Below are 15,362 nucleotides of genomic sequence, written 5' to 3' on the forward strand. Positions count from 1 at the left end.
GATTTGTAACGATTCGGAATTTAGATGGGCGCTTTTTTAACGAACGAATTTCTTTTTTAATCATCATTCTTTTTTTTCGGCCATTTTTCGGGTACGGGATCATAGCCGCCGGGATGGAAAGGATGGCATTTGCTGATTCGTCTTAATGTTAACATTCCGCCTTTCAGGACGCCAAAACGCTCTATCGCTTCTAAACCGTACTGAGAGCAGGTTGGATAAAATCGGCAAGAAGGAGGTTTTAATGGAGATATCGCTTGTTGGTAAATTCGGATAAAGAATATGGCAAACTTTTTTCCCATGATACACCTCTCCCTAGCAGTAGGTTTATTTTATCATGATTCCAGATCGAGGTACAAAAAATGACAAGGTTCCATGTTTAGTTTAAAATGGAAATGGGAACAACATAAATGTGGAGGGTGATAAAAATGTCGGAAAAATTATTGGAAATCGTCAATAAGCAAGTAGCCAATTGGACAGTGCTTTACACAAAATTACATAACTTCCATTGGTATGTAAAAGGTTCACAATTTTTTGTCCTTCATGAAAAATTTGAAGAATTTTATAATGAAGCAAGCGAAAATATTGATGAATTGGCAGAACGACTGCTGGCATTAGGCGGTCAGCCGATCGCTACGTTGAAAGAAAGCTTGGAAGTAGCTAGTGTGAAGGAAGCCGAAGGAACGGAAACCGCTGAAGAAATGGTGCAGGCGACCGTAAACGATTTCTCGATCTTAATAAAAGAATTAAAAGAAGGAATGGACTTGGCCGCAGAAGTGGGCGATGACACGACGGGAGATATGCTGCTTTCCATTCACCAAAAATTAGAAAAATATGTTTGGATGTTGAATTCTTTTCTTGGCAAATAAGTAGTGTGAGGGTGTCCTAAATTTGAATGAGGGACACCCTTTTTTATTCATGCAATCATCATAAAAACACTATGGAGTGTATAAAGAGTACAATACAAGTCAATACATTGAGCCAATGAACTGGGAGATTCACACTTTCAAAAATGAACTTCCGGAAATATCCGAATGAAGGCTCAAACATCATTCAGAGCATGTTGGTGTTTAAATGAAAAAGCAACCTTTCCGAGTGTTTACTATTTTTTATTCGCGTAACACTCTCATTTCTTTTTTTAAATGGCTCTGTTCAATGTTTGCTGTTTTTGCAAAATAATGGACCTTAGATGGATGAGGTCCATTTATCTATGTGCGCCCGGCATGTACATGAACTATAGGGTGTAAGTCCCGAACCCCGAAGACAGAAGTAGAGGTTAGCCAAGAGCAAGGGTGTCCGTGGTGACGCGGAATCTGAAGGAAGCTGGAGGCAAAACACCGGACCGAGGAACACGAACCTCATATAAGGCTAGGTATGATGGAGTGAGTTTGCATAACAAAACAAAGCTCTTTCTGTCGAAGGTCATATCGAGTAAATGAGGCGGATAGATGGTGTGAAAGTGCATGTACTTACCCGGGGAGGTCTGGCGGATATGTGAAGTACTCTTCATAACCTACTTAGTGATAAGTAGCTGAACCGTCAGAAGTCAGCAGAGGTCATAGTATTAGTTGGTCTAGAACAACTAAGAAGGACCGAACAATTAAGAGAGAATAGCCCTTGGTATTCAGTGAGTCATGATGAACACAGAAAACGTAGTACCTCACTTGAGGGAGGAAGCGGTGAATCCCGTGGGAGACCTCTTGGAGGGTGGAGTGACCACTGGCATAAAGAGAACAGCTATTCACGGAAGTTATAAAGACTTGCGTCAATGATCTTAATTGAACCGCCGTATACGGAACCGTACGTACGGTGGTGTGAGAGGACGGGAGTTCATCGCTCCCTCCTACTCGATTAGAAATTCATAAAACTTATTTTTCTTTGAAAATTGCTGGATTTTCAGCAACAAGTTCTACATACCCACATTGAGTGCATACAAATGCGTTAACGCTTGACGTTTTTCCTTTAAAGAATCCTGACTTCATCTTTTCAATTAGCAATACTCCCCCGCCACCGCCGGGGATTACAGACCACCCTAGTCATCTCTTCTTGGCATCTTAAACAGTTTCGATTATTGGTTTCCATTTGTGTTGCCCCCTATTTCCTAAAAACATACGTTTTGATAATAAACTGTAGATGAGCAAATTCGCTAACATAAATTTACAACCAAACAAAAAAGAAGACATGAACCCGATTCCTTGGTTAGAATAGATGTGCCACAACTACTCACAAGGGGGTTCATGTCTCATGAATAGATTAGCACATCACCTAGGAATCCACAAGTTTTTGACGATGTTGGGGTTGGCACTTTATTTCTCAAAACCTGTCATGAAGCATCTCGTTCATATCGTGGATGCGATGATTACAAAGGGCTTTTCGGGAACACTGACCGATCTACATCACGGGAGTTTTCATCCGAACCATCGCACGACACTCAGCCATTTTTTCACGAAAAGCCCATGGGAAGAAGAGACGTTGCTTCGCAAACTCCAGCAGTGGGTGCTTCATCGTGTCGAACGCAGCTCGAAACGAGAGAATCAACCCATTTTTGTTTCGATCGATGATACGATTTGCCAAAAAACGAAGCCCTCGTCACGGGCAACACACGCCATTCAAGGGTGTGATTGGCACTATTCTCACGCAGAGAAAAAGTCGATCTGGGGACATTCTCTCGTTTGGCTCATGGTTCATACGATGACCCAAGCGTTTCCTTTTGCCTTTCGCCTCTACGACAAGACGGCGGGGAAAAGCAAAGGGGAACTCGCGATCGAGATGCTTTCTTCGTTGGATGTGAGTCGACCCGTTTATGTGCTCATGGACTCTTGGTATCCATCGAAAACCCTCGTGGGAGCCTGCTTGAAAAAAGGGTTCCACGTCATCGCGATGCTCAAGACGAATCGGATTCTCTATCCAAAAGGGACGGCCATTCAAGCAAAGGAATTTGCCAAATCTATGGAGCCACGGGATACCCGCCTCGTCACGGTGGGAAAAGAGCGTTATCGGGTGTATCGCTACGAAGGTGCTCTGAACGGTCTCAAGGATGCCGTGGTGCTGCTCGCATGGAAAGCCGATCAGCCGATGACACCGAAACATCTTCATTGCGTCTTGAGCACCGATCGCGAGCTAAGCGATGAAGACATCTTGTGCTACTATGCCGAGCGTTGGTCGATCGAATGTTTTTTCCGTCAAGCGAAAGACCAGCTGAAACTCGATGGATACCGCGTTCGCGGGCGTCGGGCGGTGAAACGGTATTGGATCTTGGTGCAACTTGCGTATGTGTACAGCATGTTCGAGTCGAACAGTGATGTTTCGGATGGGCTCGATCTCCTGCGCAAGAGAAAAGGACATAGCCTCGTGGAGTTCATTTATCGTGCAGCAAAACAAAATATTCCCATTGATGCCGTGAAAAAACAGCTCCACGTGGCATAAGGGGTACCCCGTTTGTCTCTTTTTCGTATGGTAATCATTGTTAATAAAAATGCTCATCTACAGTAATAAATTAGTTTTACATCTGGTAAAACGTCGGGGAATACAGGTAATTCTTCAGCTTGGAAATTCGGAAAGATAATTATTAACATGATGATAACTTCCTTTAATATGCTCTTTCCGATCTTATTGAAAGCGATCATGTTATGAAATAACGGGTATGATCGATGGGTCAAACTATCTTCTTTTTTGCTTTCCGGGTTTAAAGGACAATAATCCTAACCCGATGAATAACAAAAGAACTCCTGTCCATGCAATGGGAGCCAGCGTCTCACCAACTATGAAAACACCAAGTAATGCAGCAGTGAGCGGTTCAGCCAAAGAAAGGGTAACCGCTGTTGAGGCGTGGATCCCCATCAGTCCTTTCGCAAAAAACATATAAGAAAGCGCAGTGGCAAAAAGTCCGAGATATAAAGCAACTGCTATCCCATGAAGATCTAATAGCCATTTGAGATTGTATACAAATAAAAAGGGGGTTAAGAAAATCGAACTTAAAGTAAACACAACTCCAACTGCTGCCTCGGGTGTGTGCTTTTCGAGCAAATGTTTCGTGATCAACGTATATGCCGCAAATGATAATCCCGCACCAATTGCCATAATGATGCCTAACGGCGCGGCATTCATTTCATGATCATTCCGAATAAGCAATAGACAGCCCATCATTGCTAAAAACGTCGCAAGCCACCAGTTTCGTTCAGGAATTTTCCTCTTCACAATCCATTCAAGGATGCCTGCCAAAATCGGGGCGCTTCCGATTGCCGTAACAGTTCCTATTGCGACTCCTGTTAATTTCACTGCGGAGAAAAAAAGCGGTTGATAGGCAGCGATACATAATGCAGCCATGATAACGGGGATAACCGACCACCCTTGATGATTTAATTTCCTTTTCAAAAAAGCGGAGATGAGCAACGCGGGACCGCCGATGGCTAACCGGACAGCTCCGATAACAACAGGGGTGGCGCTATCAGGTGCAAAAGTTTGAGCTGTTCCCGTTGTCCCCCATAATATTGCAGCTAGAAAAACAAGAAAAGCAGACCTCCCATTTGTCATAAGAAATTCTCCTCCTGTAAAAAGAAACACCATGGTCAAGGGGGGGATGGTATCTAACCTTTTTTCTTTATTATATATTATTCAGAAAATATATAATATTATAAAGCGTTTAGATTTTAACATACTACTTTTTTATTTCCAAGAAAAGAAGACGTCGTTATGGAGCAGGTATTAAACCGTACGCCTTAATAAAACGGAAATTTCGCTTTATATTTAATTTTTAGATAATTTATGCTATAATGAAATAAAACAATAGATCGAATTGAATAGAAGTAAAATAAAAGAGTGATTTGATTTGCATCTGTTGGAGGAAAAAAATGACGGACGGTTTTAGTGATCCTAATCAAGGGGTGATAAAAGGATAAGGGAAAGGATTTCTGAAATTTAGAGGATTATAGAATGTATTGGATTCGTTGGGAAAATGAAAGAGCCGTCAGTAAATACGGAAAGATGGAGGTGCTGTGATGACGAATTTTGTGAAAGCGCATTCTAAGCTATATGTGCTGGATAATGGCCGAATGAAAATGGATAAAAACTTTATGGTTGCCATGCATAATCCGGCTACTGTAGATCATCCCAACCAGCCTGCGGAATTTATTGAGTTTCCGATTTATACCGTACTGATCGATCATCCGGAAGGAAAAATTTTGTTTGATACCGCTTGCAATCCGAACTCAATGGGAGTGAAAGGGCGCTGGGAAGAAATGACCCAAAAGACCTTTCCTTGGGAAGCGAGCGAAGAATGCTATTTACATAACCGGCTGGAACAGTTGAAAGTGCGTCCTGAAGATATCCGATACGTTGTAGCTTCTCATTTGCATTTGGACCATGCCGGCTGCTTGGAAATGTTTACAAATGCGACGATTATCGTTCATGAAGATGAATTGAACGGTGCTTTAAGATGTTATGCTGAGCATCAAAAAGGCGGCGCCTATATTTGGGCTGATATTGATGCTTGGATCAAAAACCATCTGCAGTGGAAGACCATCGGCAGAAATGAGGACCAGCTTAAATTGGCGGAAGATGTGACGCTTTTGAACTTTGGCAGCGGCCATGCTTGGGGGATGTTAGGTCTGCATGTTCAACTGCCGGGTACGGGAGGAATTATTTTAGCTTCCGATGCTGTCTATTCAGCTGAAAATTATGGCCCTCCCATCAAAGTTCCGGGAATTATTTATGATTCTTTAGGTTATGTAAAAGCAGTGGAAAAAATCAAACGATTGGCGAAAGAAACCAATTCTCAAGTATGGTTTGGCCACGACAGCCAACAATTTCAATCATTTATTAAGTCTACTGAAGGATATTATGAATAGGGAGATGTACTAGCAAAATGAAGACAAAATCAGCCGTATTGTATGAGTTGGGATTATCACGTCCATATGCAGAAAGCCAGCCTTTGAAAATAAGAGAATTGGAGCTGGATCCGCCGAAAAGGGGAGAAATCCTGGTCAGAATCAAAGCGGCTGGATTATGCCACTCAGACTTATCTGTGATTAACGGCGACAGACCGCGGCCTACACCAATGGCACTGGGACATGAAGCAGCAGGAATTGTAGAAAAAGTCGGAGAAGGGGTAGACGATTTGCAAGAAGGTGATCATGTAGTTTGTGTCTTTGTTCCTAGTTGCGGACATTGTCTGCCCTGTCAGGAAGGTCGGCCGGCTTTATGCGAAAAAGGAGCCGAAACAAATAATCAAGGTACTCTATTGAGCGGTGAAAGAAGACTGCATGAAAACGGTTCAGATATTCATCACCATCTCGGCGTTTCGGCTTTTTCTGAATATGTAGTGGTTGCCAGAAATTCGGTTGTAAAAGTGGATAAGGATGTACCGTTTGAACGATTGGCATTATTCGGATGTGCGGTGATGACCGGAGTCGGGGCGGTAGTGAATACTGCAAAAGTTCAGATGGGAAGCACCGTGGCGATTGTCGGGTTGGGCGGAGTCGGTTTGAGCGCCCTTTTAGGCGCGGTGGCATCTGGTGCGAGAAAGATCGTCGCCATTGATCTGAATCAAGAAAAGCTGGAATTCGCCAAACAGCTTGGTGCGACGGATGTTTTCAATGCAGGAGATGAGCATGTAGTAGAAAACGTGAAGGCCGCTACTGACGGAGGGGTTGATTATGCGTTTGAAACGGCAGGAGCGGTGCCGGCCATGGATACGGCTTATAAAATTACCAGAAGAGGTGGAATGACGATTACAACCGGTCTTCCTCACCCTTCGCACAAGTTTTCATTCACGCAAGTGACTTTAACGGCAGAGGAAAGAACGATGAAAGGTTCTTATGTCGGAAGCTGCGTTCCTTCCAGAGATATTCCAAGATTTATTGATATGTATAAACAAGGGAAACTGCCGATTGATAAACTTCTTAGCGGCACTATTCCTTTGGAGCAAATCAATGAAGGATTTGACCGCTTAAGCAATGGTGAAGTCAACAGGCTGGTTGTCCTTCCATAATAGGGAATTTGCAATCGGTCACCATTGAAAACACATGATGACGTCTTGCGATTTTTTACCGGGCGTCATCATGTGCTTTTTTTACGGCCCGTAAAGTCATGGCTTATGTAACCAATTAGTGGAAATTGTGCTTTCCTTTTAACAGCTGTTCATCTTCCTGAGCAAATTTTTCCTTTAATTCTTCAAATAAATATAATCGAAAAAAATATTCCAGTTCTGGATCGGGCAAATCGTGGATGATATCCAGCAGTTCTTTTCGAGACAAATGTTCTAAAACGGATAACGTAATCATATCCAAATCTTCTTCCGTTCCTTGCAAGCGCCCTCGATACAGTTCATATAATTCATCGACTAATTTCATATGGAAAGCCTCCTTTACTTCAGATTCCAAAACTTTTCATGTAAATATTATTCTCCATTTTTTCCGTTTGACATTCGATTTAATCTTTTTCAAAGAGAAGTCTTCTATGTGTCAAGAGCCACTTTAAACAGTGCATAGAATAGACAAGTTTCTCATATAGGTAGTAATAAAAAGTTGAGAGCATGGGTGAAGAGTGTGATCAAAAAATTGCTGATGATTGGGTTGGGAAGTACGATGATCGGGATAGGAATTAATACATTTATTATTCCATCCCACATCATAAATGGTGGAATCTTTGGCATTAGTTTATTAGTGAAATATTTATGGGGATTTAAGATGGGGATGACGATGGTATGTTTAAATGTTCCCATTTATTTGATGGCATTAAAGTATGACCTTTCTTATTTTTTACATAGTCTATATGGATTGATGATCACCTCCATAATGATCGATCTGTTATTTCCATTAAATGGAATAGTTCATTTTCCTGTTATAGCAAGTGCTCTACTGGGAGGGCTAACAATTGGGATGGGAGTAGGGATCATGCTCAGATATAATGCCTCTCCGGGTGGAATTGATCTTCTTGTTTTTTTAATTTCAAAATCCACTTCGATTAATGTTGGTTATCTTCTCATTCTAATTGATTCATTGATTATTCTTTTCGGTTTATGGATACTAGGAGACAAAATACTTCTATACTCCTTAATAACGGTAGCTAGTGTAGCTGCAATGGCTGGTATCTTGACTTCGTTTAAATCCGTTACCTATATAAGATGAAAGAGTAAAAATGATGGCTTTCTCAATTACTCATTGTAAAAGCTATAGCCAAAAGTGCATCTGTATAAAAATTGCTTTTTCGTTGCATGACTTTTTTGATTTACTTTGAATTAGACGGCTAGAAAAGCCTTGAAAAAAATTTCTTAACCTTCTAATATTTGTTCATTGCTCCTCCTTAATCCCCTTATTTCTTTCATTGAAGAATAAAAGAATGTTCCCCGCTTGTTGAATCAACCGTACAGTTGAGGTAGGGACTCGCTCATAAAAGATCCCCGTTTATTCTAGTCATTTCTTTTTTACAACAAGATCTTATGAGCACGACAACATGAAGTGCTTGTATATTTTTAAAGAAAGTTGAAAAAAGTAAAAACAACAAAAAAAGAGGAGGATATCATTTGGCCGGTGAGAAAAAAACTTACTATGTACATGTTGGGAATGGGGAGATTCTCACAACATCTCAGGATTCCCCGTGGAATTATCGGATTTTTGCCACAGACGAAGAAATAACTCGCTTGCGCGAAATATTTGAATCGAATTATTCGGTAGAATGGCAAAATTTTTTCCGCAGCCACGCCCCGTATGTTCAATACCATTACGATCGGGAAAATGATGCCTATGACCGAAATCTTCGCAAAATCTATGAAATGATTTATCAATTGGGCGATGATGAGGCCAAAAATCATATCGAACAAATAGGGATTTTGGATGGCAGCTATTGGGAAGAAAAAGGGGATTTGTAACGAATAGAAGGAATGCGAAACGATTCATTCCACGGTATAATATCGGTAAAACCAAGAAAATCGAGTGTGACCAAAAAATGAAGAAGTTTTACGATCAAAACGGATATGAAGTGCAGCTTTGTTTTTCTCAAAATGCTTTTACCATCCCTCCAAAGCATGTTCTTGTTATATGCCGATACGACGATAGCTGGCTTTTGACCAATCATCCGAAAAGGGGATTGGAATTTCCGGGTGGAAAAATCGAAGAAGGAGAAACGGTGCAAGAGGCCGCCAAAAGGGAAGTTTGGGAAGAAACAGGCGGCCTGTTGAACAACCATTTGCTCTATTTGGGTGAATATTTGGTCAAAGATCCTATAAAGCCTTTTGTAAAAGCGATATGCTACGGCATGATTGATTCGTTGGTTCCTAAAAAGGATTATTTGGAAACAGACGGCCCGGTCTTAATAAAAGGGGACTTGAATCGGTATTTGAACTCAAGTAAATTCAGCTTTTTGATGAAAGACGATGTGGTGCAGCAAACGCTGCGTTATTTGAAACAATCGCAGGGCATTTCTTTTTAGTTTCGATTCTTGGCCGTTAATTTTTCCAACACGGCTACTGCTTGATACATAATGGCTGCCAATACGGCAATGATCAATAACGACATGAGTACAAGCGTAAAGTCAAATACTTGGAACCCGTAAATGATTAAATAACCGAGTCCTTCGTTGGAAACAAGATATTCTCCGACAATCACGCCTACCCATGATAGACCGACGTTTACTTTCAAAGTAGAGATGATCGCGGGGAGGCTGGATGGAAAAACAGCTTCTTGAAAGATTTGTTTCCGGGTGCCTCCGAACGTCTGCAATACTTTCAAGTAGTTTGGATCCACTTCCCGAAAGGACGTATATACAACGATGGTGGTGATGATGACGGAAACCACTGCTCCCATCGTGATGATGGAAGTAAAACCAGGGCCTAACGCGACGATGAGAATCGGGCCAAGAGCTACTTTAGGCAGCGCGTTTAACACAACGAGGTAAGGATCCAAAATCTTGGAAAGAAAAGGAGACCACCACAAAATAGTGGCAAGTATCGTGCCGGCTAAAGTCCCGATGATAAATCCCGCCGCTGTTTCTGTTAAAGTAACGACCATATGGTGAAACAAGGAAGCATCGCTGATTTTATCGAGAAGCAAATGCCAAATTTTAGAGGGAGAGCTGAAGATCAGCGGATCCACCCATTCCCGGCGGCTGGCGACTTCCCAGATCGTGAAAAAGGCAAGAAATATTAGGATCTGGCATATGGTGATGAACCGTTTTTCCTTTTTGATTTTTAATTTATAGTTCTGATGCAGCGAGGAAATGCGATCATCCATTTTCAAGGCTTTCCAACTCCTTCCATATTTCTTGGAAAAACGGTGTAAAGGATAAATGGTTTCTTGCTTCGAGCGGAGAAAGGGATCTCAGTTCATCCGGCACTTCAAAGACTTTATGGATTCGTCCGGGACCTTTGGAAAATAGATAGATCCTGTCGCTCATACAAATCGCTTCGCCAATATCGTGTGTCACTAAAATAGCCGTTTTTTGAAAAGACTTTAGCGTTTGGAAAACTAAATCCTCAAGCTTCAGTTTTGTTTGATAATCTAAGGCAGAAAAAGGTTCATCTAATAACAGCAGTTTCGGATTGACTGCCAATGTTCGGACTAGTGCCACTCTTTGTCGCATTCCCCCCGACAGCTGCCGGGGTGTTTGATTGCGAACGTTTTTTAATCCCATTTGCTCCAAAAGGGATAGGGCGTTTGCTTTACTCGTTTCGTTTAATTGTTTCATTACTTTTAAGCCGAGCAGAACGTTTTGTTCAATGGTTTTCCAAGGAAATAAGTAATCTTGCTGAAGCATATAACCGATGGTATTTTTTAAATTTTTTGGATGTTGTCCGTCCACATAAATCGTTCCATACGTCGGGGTCATCAGTCCTGCGATGAGCGATAGGAGGGTCGTTTTCCCGCAACCGCTCGGCCCTAATAAAGAAATAAATTCGCCTTCCTCCACGGTCATTTGAATATTATGGACAGCTTCGAAAGCTGCTTCGGGGGTAAAGTAAGTATGAGAGACATGATCGATTTCGACGAAACTCAAGAATAGCCCCTCCTTAATCTTTTATGGCTTTCTCGGCAAATGAAGTGTTTACAAGAGTTTTGTAATCTACTTGCTTAGGAAGTTCACCGGCTTCCTTCATGATCGATTGCAAATGATTCCATTCTTTTGGATCGAGTATTGGATCAGTTGCATAAGTTCCTTGATTTTTATACCGATCAATCGCTTTCGCGAGCATATCGGTATCCGTATCTTTAAAATAGGGGTGGATGACTTGCGCAATTTCTTTCGAGTTATGGTCAGCGACCCATTGCTGAGCTTGGTAGATGGCACGGGTAAATTTAGAAACAGCAGATTGGTGAGATTCCATATAGCTTTTTGTCGCCATGTAAGAAGTATACGGAACATGGCCTGATTCTTTTCCGAACGAAGCGACGATGTATCCTTTTCCTTCTTTTTCAAAAATGGAGGCTTGAGGTTCAAATAATTGTACGAAGTCTCCGGTGCCGGAAGCGAATGCGTTCGGGATGTTGGCATAGTCGATATTTTGTATCAGATGGAGATCTTTATGCGGGTCAATTCCGTTTTTCTTTAACACGTATTCTCCGACCATTTGCGGCATACCGCCTTTACGTTGCCCGAGAAAACGGGAGTCTTTTAATTGGCTCCATGTAAAGTGATCTATCTTCTTCCTGGAAATGAGGAACGTTCCGTCTGTTTGGGTCAATTGAGCAAAATTAATAACTGGATTTTTAGAGCCGCGAGTGTAGACATAAATCGATGTTTCCGAGCCTACAAGCCCGATATCTGTACCGCCCGACAACAGAGCGGTCATCGTTTTGTCGCCGCCCCAAGTGGTTTTTAACTGTACGTCCAATCCTTCTTTTTTAAAAAAGCCTTTGGCGAGCGCAACGTATTGGGGGGCATAGAAAACCGATCGTGTCACTTCTGCAACTCTTATTTTTTCTGTTTTTTGAGTTGTTTCATTCGATTGGCAAGCACTTAACCCAATGATTAACACGGCAGCAAAGAGAATGGAAAACGACATTTTAAACGTACTCGACATGGACAATGCCTCCTTTAGTCATTTTATAGTACGTTTGATTCATCCTATTTTATGATGACGGCAAAAAATGTGTGAACGTCCATTTTGAAACGCGTTACAGGAAAAGCTGTAAAATGAACGAATAGGATGTGCCGTTTTTTTGCCTCAATTTCTAAAAAACAGTAATTTATCAGTTTTAGTACAAAGTACATAGGATCGTGGAAACAAATTCTTGGAGTTGAACAAAAAACGGCTGCAAGCAAGAGAACGGGAAAGGTGGTGGTAACGTGCAAGATGGTCAGATCATCGAACGATATGTTTTTCCTTCTCCTAGTCCAAATGTGAATCTTTTTATGATTACCTATTGGTCAAGCGGTTTAAGGGTGAAAGGGTTGCTTGCGGTGCCGAAAAAAGAAGGTCTGTATGATGGATTATTATACTTGCGGGGCGGGATCAAAAGCGTCGGTATGGTTCGACCGGCCCGAATCGCACAATTTGCTTCAGAAGGATTTGTTGTATTTGCGCCTTTTTACAGGGGGAATCAGGGAGGAGAAGGAAATGAAGATTTCGCGGGAAAAGATCGTGAAGATGCTTTTTCCGGTTTTGAATTGTTAAAAAGAAATCCGAAGGTGGATCCTGACCGAATTCATATTTTCGGCTTTTCCCGCGGCGGTGTTATGGCACTGCTGACAGCGATTGAAAAACGGGATGCTGCTTCGGTCGTTTCATGGGGCGGGGTAACAGATATGGAATTAACTTATGAAGAGCGGAAGGACTTAAGAAGGATGATGAAAAGGGTGATCGGCGGAAGTCCGAAAAAAGTGCCAGAAGAATATAAGTGGAGAACACCTATCTATCATTTAGAAAATCTTTGTTGTCCGGTGTTGATCATACACGGGGGAAAAGATCAAAATGTATCAATTGAACACGCTTACCGCTTGGAAAAAAGACTGAAAGAATTGGGAAAACGTGTGACTACTTGGTATTTTCCGAACTTCACTCATTATTTTCCGCCCGCAATGAACCGCAAAATGGTGACATCCTCTTGTCAATGGATGAAAAATCAGGTCCTGTCGTGATAGGATAAGGGAGAGAACGATATTTTCATTGGGAGGGCATAAACGATGGGAATGCCGCTGGAACTGAATACAATGATTGTGACAAAAGGAAATGAGGAAAGAGTGGGAGGAAATCTATTTCAGTTAAGAAAAAAAGGGTATCGTCTTTATCCGCTGCATGTACCTGTTCCTGTCAAAAAAACGTTGGATGGCGATATTTCAGGTACCGCTGTGATTGAAAAAGTAGTATGGGAAAATCAGGAAACTCTCATCACATACAGGCTTATTGCTTTAAACTCCACAAACTGAAAAAATCAATAGACTGTTCACCTTTTCAAAGGCAGAAAATAAGGGGTTGCGCAACAGCACCCTTATTTTTTATGTGCGCCCGGCATGTACATGAACTATAGGGTGTAAGTCCCGAACCCCGAAGACAGAAGTAGAGGTTAGCCAAGAGCAAGGGTGTCCGTGGTGACGCGGAATCTGAAGGAAGCTGGAGGCAAAACACCGGTCCGAGGAACACGAACCTCATATAAGGCTAGGTATGATGGAGTGAGTTTGCATAACAAAACAAAGCTCTTTCTGTCGAAGGTCATATCGAGTAAATGAGATAGATGGTGTGAAAGTGCATGTACTTACCCGGGGAGGTCTGGCGGTCTTCATAACCTACTTAGTGATAAGTAGCTGAACCGTCAGAAGTCAGCAGAGGTCATAGTATTAGTTGGTCTAGAACAACTAAGAAGGACCGAACAATTAAGAGAGAATAGCCCTTGGTATTCAGTGAGTCATGATGAACACAGAAAACGTAGTACCTCACTTGAGGGAGGAAGCGGTGAATCCCGTGGGAGACCTCTTGGAGGGTGGAGTGACCACTGGCATAAAGAGAACAGCTATTCACGGAAGTTATAAAGACTTGCGTCAAACCCGTGGTGCTAGTTGAGTGTCAGCGCTCAACCAGCCCTAGTGTGACCAAGGAATAAGCCAACAAGATGCCATCGAGTGCCACTTCAAACCCGGCCATGGAATTCGCTCGAATGTCGGTGATCCGGTATTGGTCTACGAGAATCGAAAACACCGTCTCGATGACTTTGCGTTTTTTCCTGATCCATTCTTCCCATGCCTTGGATGGGCCGTGCTTTTGATTGTGTCGAGACGGTGTCCAGAACGCGGCTTGGTGTTCTTCGTACAGCTTTTCTCGAAGAGCGTGGCTGATGTACCCTTTGTCCCCAAAGTTGTAGGGATGAGGGATTTGAGTCATCACCGTTTCAGCGGCTTTGACGTCGTGGCAGGACGCTTCCGTCACGACATAGCCCATGGCCAGCCCTTGATTGGTCACTTGAAGATGCAGCTTGAAACCGTAGTACCATTGCTTTTTGGAAGCACAATACCCCATATCCGCGATCCCTCGAAACCGCTTGACGCGCTGCATTCTTGCGGGATGGCACAACGGAAGAGGCAAGCTGTCGACGACCGCATAAGCATGGTGTTGGCCACGTTTCGCCAGCTCATGACGGATCCATTTGATGGCGAAACCAAGCGCCCGGCAGCGGCGGTTGTATCGGGAGCGTTCAAGAAACGAGCCGTTTGTGAACAAATTTCCCGTGACAAAACGATGCCAGGCTCGTTCGGAAGAAAAGCCCAGCAGCTTCCCCAAAAGGTGAACCGCCATGACCACTTCGTCTTCTTGCTTGACCAAGTGACGGTTGCGGCGATGAAGATACATTTGAATCAACGACAGTTGGGCAGAAACAAAACAGAAAATAGCGGCATATTGTTTTTGAAGTTTGGCTGGATCTGTAGTAAAATGAAAGTGCTCTTGCATGGGGGATCTCTCCTTTCGAATGTTGGGTGACACTTTCATTCTACTGGAGATCCGCCAGCAAGGGCTATTTTTATGCTTGTCTGAGTTTTATATAGCACCACGGGTTTGCGTCAATGATCTTAATTGAACCGCCGTATACGGAACCGTACGTACGGTGGTGTGAGAGGACGGGAGTTAATCGCTCCCTCCTACTCGATTTCTAATCATTTTTTAACGTCTTTCCGAAAGAAGTCTCCCATCCTCTAGGAATGTGAAGGTGCGAATCGCACCAATGAGTAGGTGGGAGATGAATTTCGGTTGGCTTTAGCCAAAGTTATTTTTCCAATCCCTTTCTCAACAATTCTAAGATTGCGGCTGTTCTAGTTGGAATCCCATTTTCTTTTTGATATTGCTCCAATTTTTCTAATATCGTCTTAGGCATACGAATTTCTACACGTTCTTTCTCTTCTCTCATGATTATCACCTCATATTGATTGTACGGATTTTTTACGGT

The 15,362-nt window shown here is 42.5% G+C and carries 17 protein-coding genes; 9 read left to right on the top strand and 8 right to left on the bottom strand.

Annotation, left to right across the window (positions count from 1 at the left end; translation table 11 throughout):
• Positions 1-56: 56 nt before the first annotated feature.
• Positions 57-299: a membrane protein insertion efficiency factor YidD gene (gene yidD, locus N1I86_RS12005; protein WP_003352706.1), complete on the bottom strand. Its 243-nt coding sequence runs from the start codon at positions 297-299 to the stop codon at positions 57-59.
• Between the two features lie 126 nt (positions 300-425).
• Between yidD and N1I86_RS12010 the strand changes: the two genes are divergently transcribed.
• Together N1I86_RS12010 and N1I86_RS12015 are read left to right on the top strand one after the other, a co-directional pair.
• Positions 426-866, top strand: a complete 441-nt coding sequence (locus N1I86_RS12010; protein WP_003352707.1) for a Dps family protein — start codon at positions 426-428, stop codon at positions 864-866.
• A gap of 1,375 nt (positions 867-2,241) precedes the next feature.
• Complete coding sequence (locus N1I86_RS12015) at positions 2,242-3,423, top strand: IS701 family transposase (protein WP_003353085.1); 1,182 nt, start codon at positions 2,242-2,244, stop codon at positions 3,421-3,423.
• Between the two features lie 234 nt (positions 3,424-3,657).
• Here the strand turns inward: N1I86_RS12015 and N1I86_RS12020 are convergent, their stop codons facing one another.
• Positions 3,658-4,530, bottom strand: a complete 873-nt coding sequence (locus N1I86_RS12020) for an EamA family transporter (RefSeq protein WP_341096511.1) — start codon at positions 4,528-4,530, stop codon at positions 3,658-3,660.
• Between the two features lie 464 nt (positions 4,531-4,994).
• Between N1I86_RS12020 and ahlS the strand changes: the two genes are divergently transcribed.
• Both ahlS and N1I86_RS12030 read left to right on the top strand, forming a co-directional pair.
• Positions 4,995-5,843 carry an AhlS family quorum-quenching N-acyl homoserine lactonase gene (ahlS, locus tag N1I86_RS12025; RefSeq protein WP_327797757.1) on the top strand — a complete coding sequence of 283 codons (849 nt, stop codon included), beginning with the start codon at positions 4,995-4,997 and terminating at the stop codon, positions 5,841-5,843.
• Positions 5,844-5,860: 17 nt separating this feature from the next.
• Positions 5,861-6,985 (top strand): zinc-dependent alcohol dehydrogenase family protein, encoded by a 1,125-nt coding sequence (locus tag N1I86_RS12030; RefSeq protein WP_003352714.1) that lies wholly within the window; start codon positions 5,861-5,863, stop codon positions 6,983-6,985.
• A 115-nt stretch (positions 6,986-7,100) separates the two neighbouring features.
• Here N1I86_RS12030 and N1I86_RS12035 read toward each other — a convergent pair whose 3' ends face one another.
• On the bottom strand, positions 7,101-7,346 hold the full coding sequence (locus N1I86_RS12035) for a DUF6154 family protein (RefSeq protein ID WP_003352715.1): 246 nt from the start codon (positions 7,344-7,346) through the stop codon (positions 7,101-7,103).
• Positions 7,347-7,520: 174 nt separating this feature from the next.
• On the opposite strand from N1I86_RS12035, the gene N1I86_RS12040 reads away from it, so the two are divergent.
• From N1I86_RS12040 to ytkD, 3 genes are all read left to right on the top strand, one after another.
• Positions 7,521-8,123, top strand: a complete 603-nt coding sequence (locus N1I86_RS12040; RefSeq protein WP_270584358.1) for a YitT family protein — start codon at positions 7,521-7,523, stop codon at positions 8,121-8,123.
• Between the two features lie 395 nt (positions 8,124-8,518).
• Entirely contained in the window at positions 8,519-8,863 is a 345-nt protein-coding gene (locus tag N1I86_RS12045) for a hypothetical protein (protein ID WP_003352719.1), read from the top strand.
• A 77-nt stretch (positions 8,864-8,940) separates the two neighbouring features.
• Complete coding sequence (gene ytkD, locus N1I86_RS12050) at positions 8,941-9,423, top strand: RNA deprotection pyrophosphohydrolase (RefSeq protein ID WP_327803782.1); 483 nt, start codon at positions 8,941-8,943, stop codon at positions 9,421-9,423.
• On the opposite strand, the gene N1I86_RS12055 is transcribed toward ytkD, so the two are convergent.
• Genes N1I86_RS12055 through N1I86_RS12065 form a run of 3 tightly spaced genes read right to left on the bottom strand, consistent with a single transcriptional unit; the run spans position 9,420 to position 12,010 of the window.
• Positions 9,420-10,223 carry an ABC transporter permease gene (locus N1I86_RS12055; protein ID WP_040340875.1) on the bottom strand — a complete coding sequence of 268 codons (804 nt, stop codon included), beginning with the start codon at positions 10,221-10,223 and terminating at the stop codon, positions 9,420-9,422. The two genes, ytkD and N1I86_RS12055, sit on opposite strands and share 4 nt — an antisense overlap.
• Complete coding sequence (locus N1I86_RS12060; protein ID WP_340397592.1) at positions 10,216-10,986, bottom strand: ABC transporter ATP-binding protein; 771 nt, start codon at positions 10,984-10,986, stop codon at positions 10,216-10,218. The genes N1I86_RS12055 and N1I86_RS12060 overlap by 8 nt, the downstream gene beginning before the upstream one ends.
• A gap of 13 nt (positions 10,987-10,999) precedes the next feature.
• A complete protein-coding gene (locus tag N1I86_RS12065; RefSeq protein ID WP_003352724.1) occupies positions 11,000-12,010 on the bottom strand; it encodes an ABC transporter substrate-binding protein in 1,011 nt (336 codons plus the stop codon).
• Positions 12,011-12,342: 332 nt separating this feature from the next.
• Here N1I86_RS12065 and N1I86_RS12070 point away from each other — a divergent pair, with 332 nt between their 5' ends.
• On the top strand, positions 12,343-13,068 hold the full coding sequence (locus tag N1I86_RS12070; RefSeq protein WP_081473002.1) for an alpha/beta hydrolase family protein: 726 nt from the start codon (positions 12,343-12,345) through the stop codon (positions 13,066-13,068).
• Positions 13,069-13,113: 45 nt separating this feature from the next.
• Positions 13,114-13,356, top strand: a complete 243-nt coding sequence (locus N1I86_RS12075; RefSeq protein ID WP_003352726.1) for a DUF2584 domain-containing protein — start codon at positions 13,114-13,116, stop codon at positions 13,354-13,356.
• A 634-nt stretch (positions 13,357-13,990) separates the two neighbouring features.
• Here N1I86_RS12075 and N1I86_RS12080 read toward each other — a convergent pair.
• A complete protein-coding gene (locus N1I86_RS12080; protein WP_004439648.1) occupies positions 13,991-14,869 on the bottom strand; it encodes an IS982-like element ISGsp1 family transposase in 879 nt (292 codons plus the stop codon).
• 313 nt (positions 14,870-15,182) lie between these two features.
• Entirely contained in the window at positions 15,183-15,323 is a 141-nt protein-coding gene (locus tag N1I86_RS12085) for a ribbon-helix-helix protein, CopG family (protein ID WP_003352379.1), read from the bottom strand.
• Positions 15,324-15,362 lie beyond the last annotated feature (39 nt).

This window comes from Bacillus sp. FSL W8-0116, assembly GCF_038003825.1.
Taxonomy (GTDB): Bacteria; Bacillota; Bacilli; order Bacillales; family DSM-4216; genus Bacillus_O; species Bacillus_O smithii.

Bases quoted from the DNA above. Each gene is read 5' to 3' on its own strand.
- yidD (WP_003352706.1), bottom strand. From the start codon at position 299: ATGGGAAAAAAGTTTGCCATATTCTTTATCCGAATTTACCAACAAGCG.
- N1I86_RS12010 (WP_003352707.1), top strand. From the start codon at position 426: ATGTCGGAAAAATTATTGGAAATCGTCAATAAGCAAGTAGCCAATTGG.
- N1I86_RS12015 (WP_003353085.1), top strand. From the start codon at position 2,242: ATGAATAGATTAGCACATCACCTAGGAATCCACAAGTTTTTGACGATG.
- N1I86_RS12020 (WP_341096511.1), bottom strand. From the start codon at position 4,530: ATGACAAATGGGAGGTCTGCTTTTCTTGTTTTTCTAGCTGCAATATTA.
- ahlS (WP_327797757.1), top strand. From the start codon at position 4,995: ATGACGAATTTTGTGAAAGCGCATTCTAAGCTATATGTGCTGGATAAT.
- N1I86_RS12030 (WP_003352714.1), top strand. From the start codon at position 5,861: ATGAAGACAAAATCAGCCGTATTGTATGAGTTGGGATTATCACGTCCA.
- N1I86_RS12035 (WP_003352715.1), bottom strand. From the start codon at position 7,346: ATGAAATTAGTCGATGAATTATATGAACTGTATCGAGGGCGCTTGCAA.
- ytkD (WP_327803782.1), top strand. From the start codon at position 8,941: ATGAAGAAGTTTTACGATCAAAACGGATATGAAGTGCAGCTTTGTTTT.
- N1I86_RS12055 (WP_040340875.1), bottom strand. From the start codon at position 10,223: ATGGATGATCGCATTTCCTCGCTGCATCAGAACTATAAATTAAAAATC.
- N1I86_RS12065 (WP_003352724.1), bottom strand. From the start codon at position 12,010: ATGTCGAGTACGTTTAAAATGTCGTTTTCCATTCTCTTTGCTGCCGTG.
- N1I86_RS12070 (WP_081473002.1), top strand. From the start codon at position 12,343: ATGATTACCTATTGGTCAAGCGGTTTAAGGGTGAAAGGGTTGCTTGCG.
- N1I86_RS12075 (WP_003352726.1), top strand. From the start codon at position 13,114: ATGGGAATGCCGCTGGAACTGAATACAATGATTGTGACAAAAGGAAAT.
- N1I86_RS12080 (WP_004439648.1), bottom strand. From the start codon at position 14,869: ATGCAAGAGCACTTTCATTTTACTACAGATCCAGCCAAACTTCAAAAA.
- N1I86_RS12085 (WP_003352379.1), bottom strand. From the start codon at position 15,323: ATGAGAGAAGAGAAAGAACGTGTAGAAATTCGTATGCCTAAGACGATA.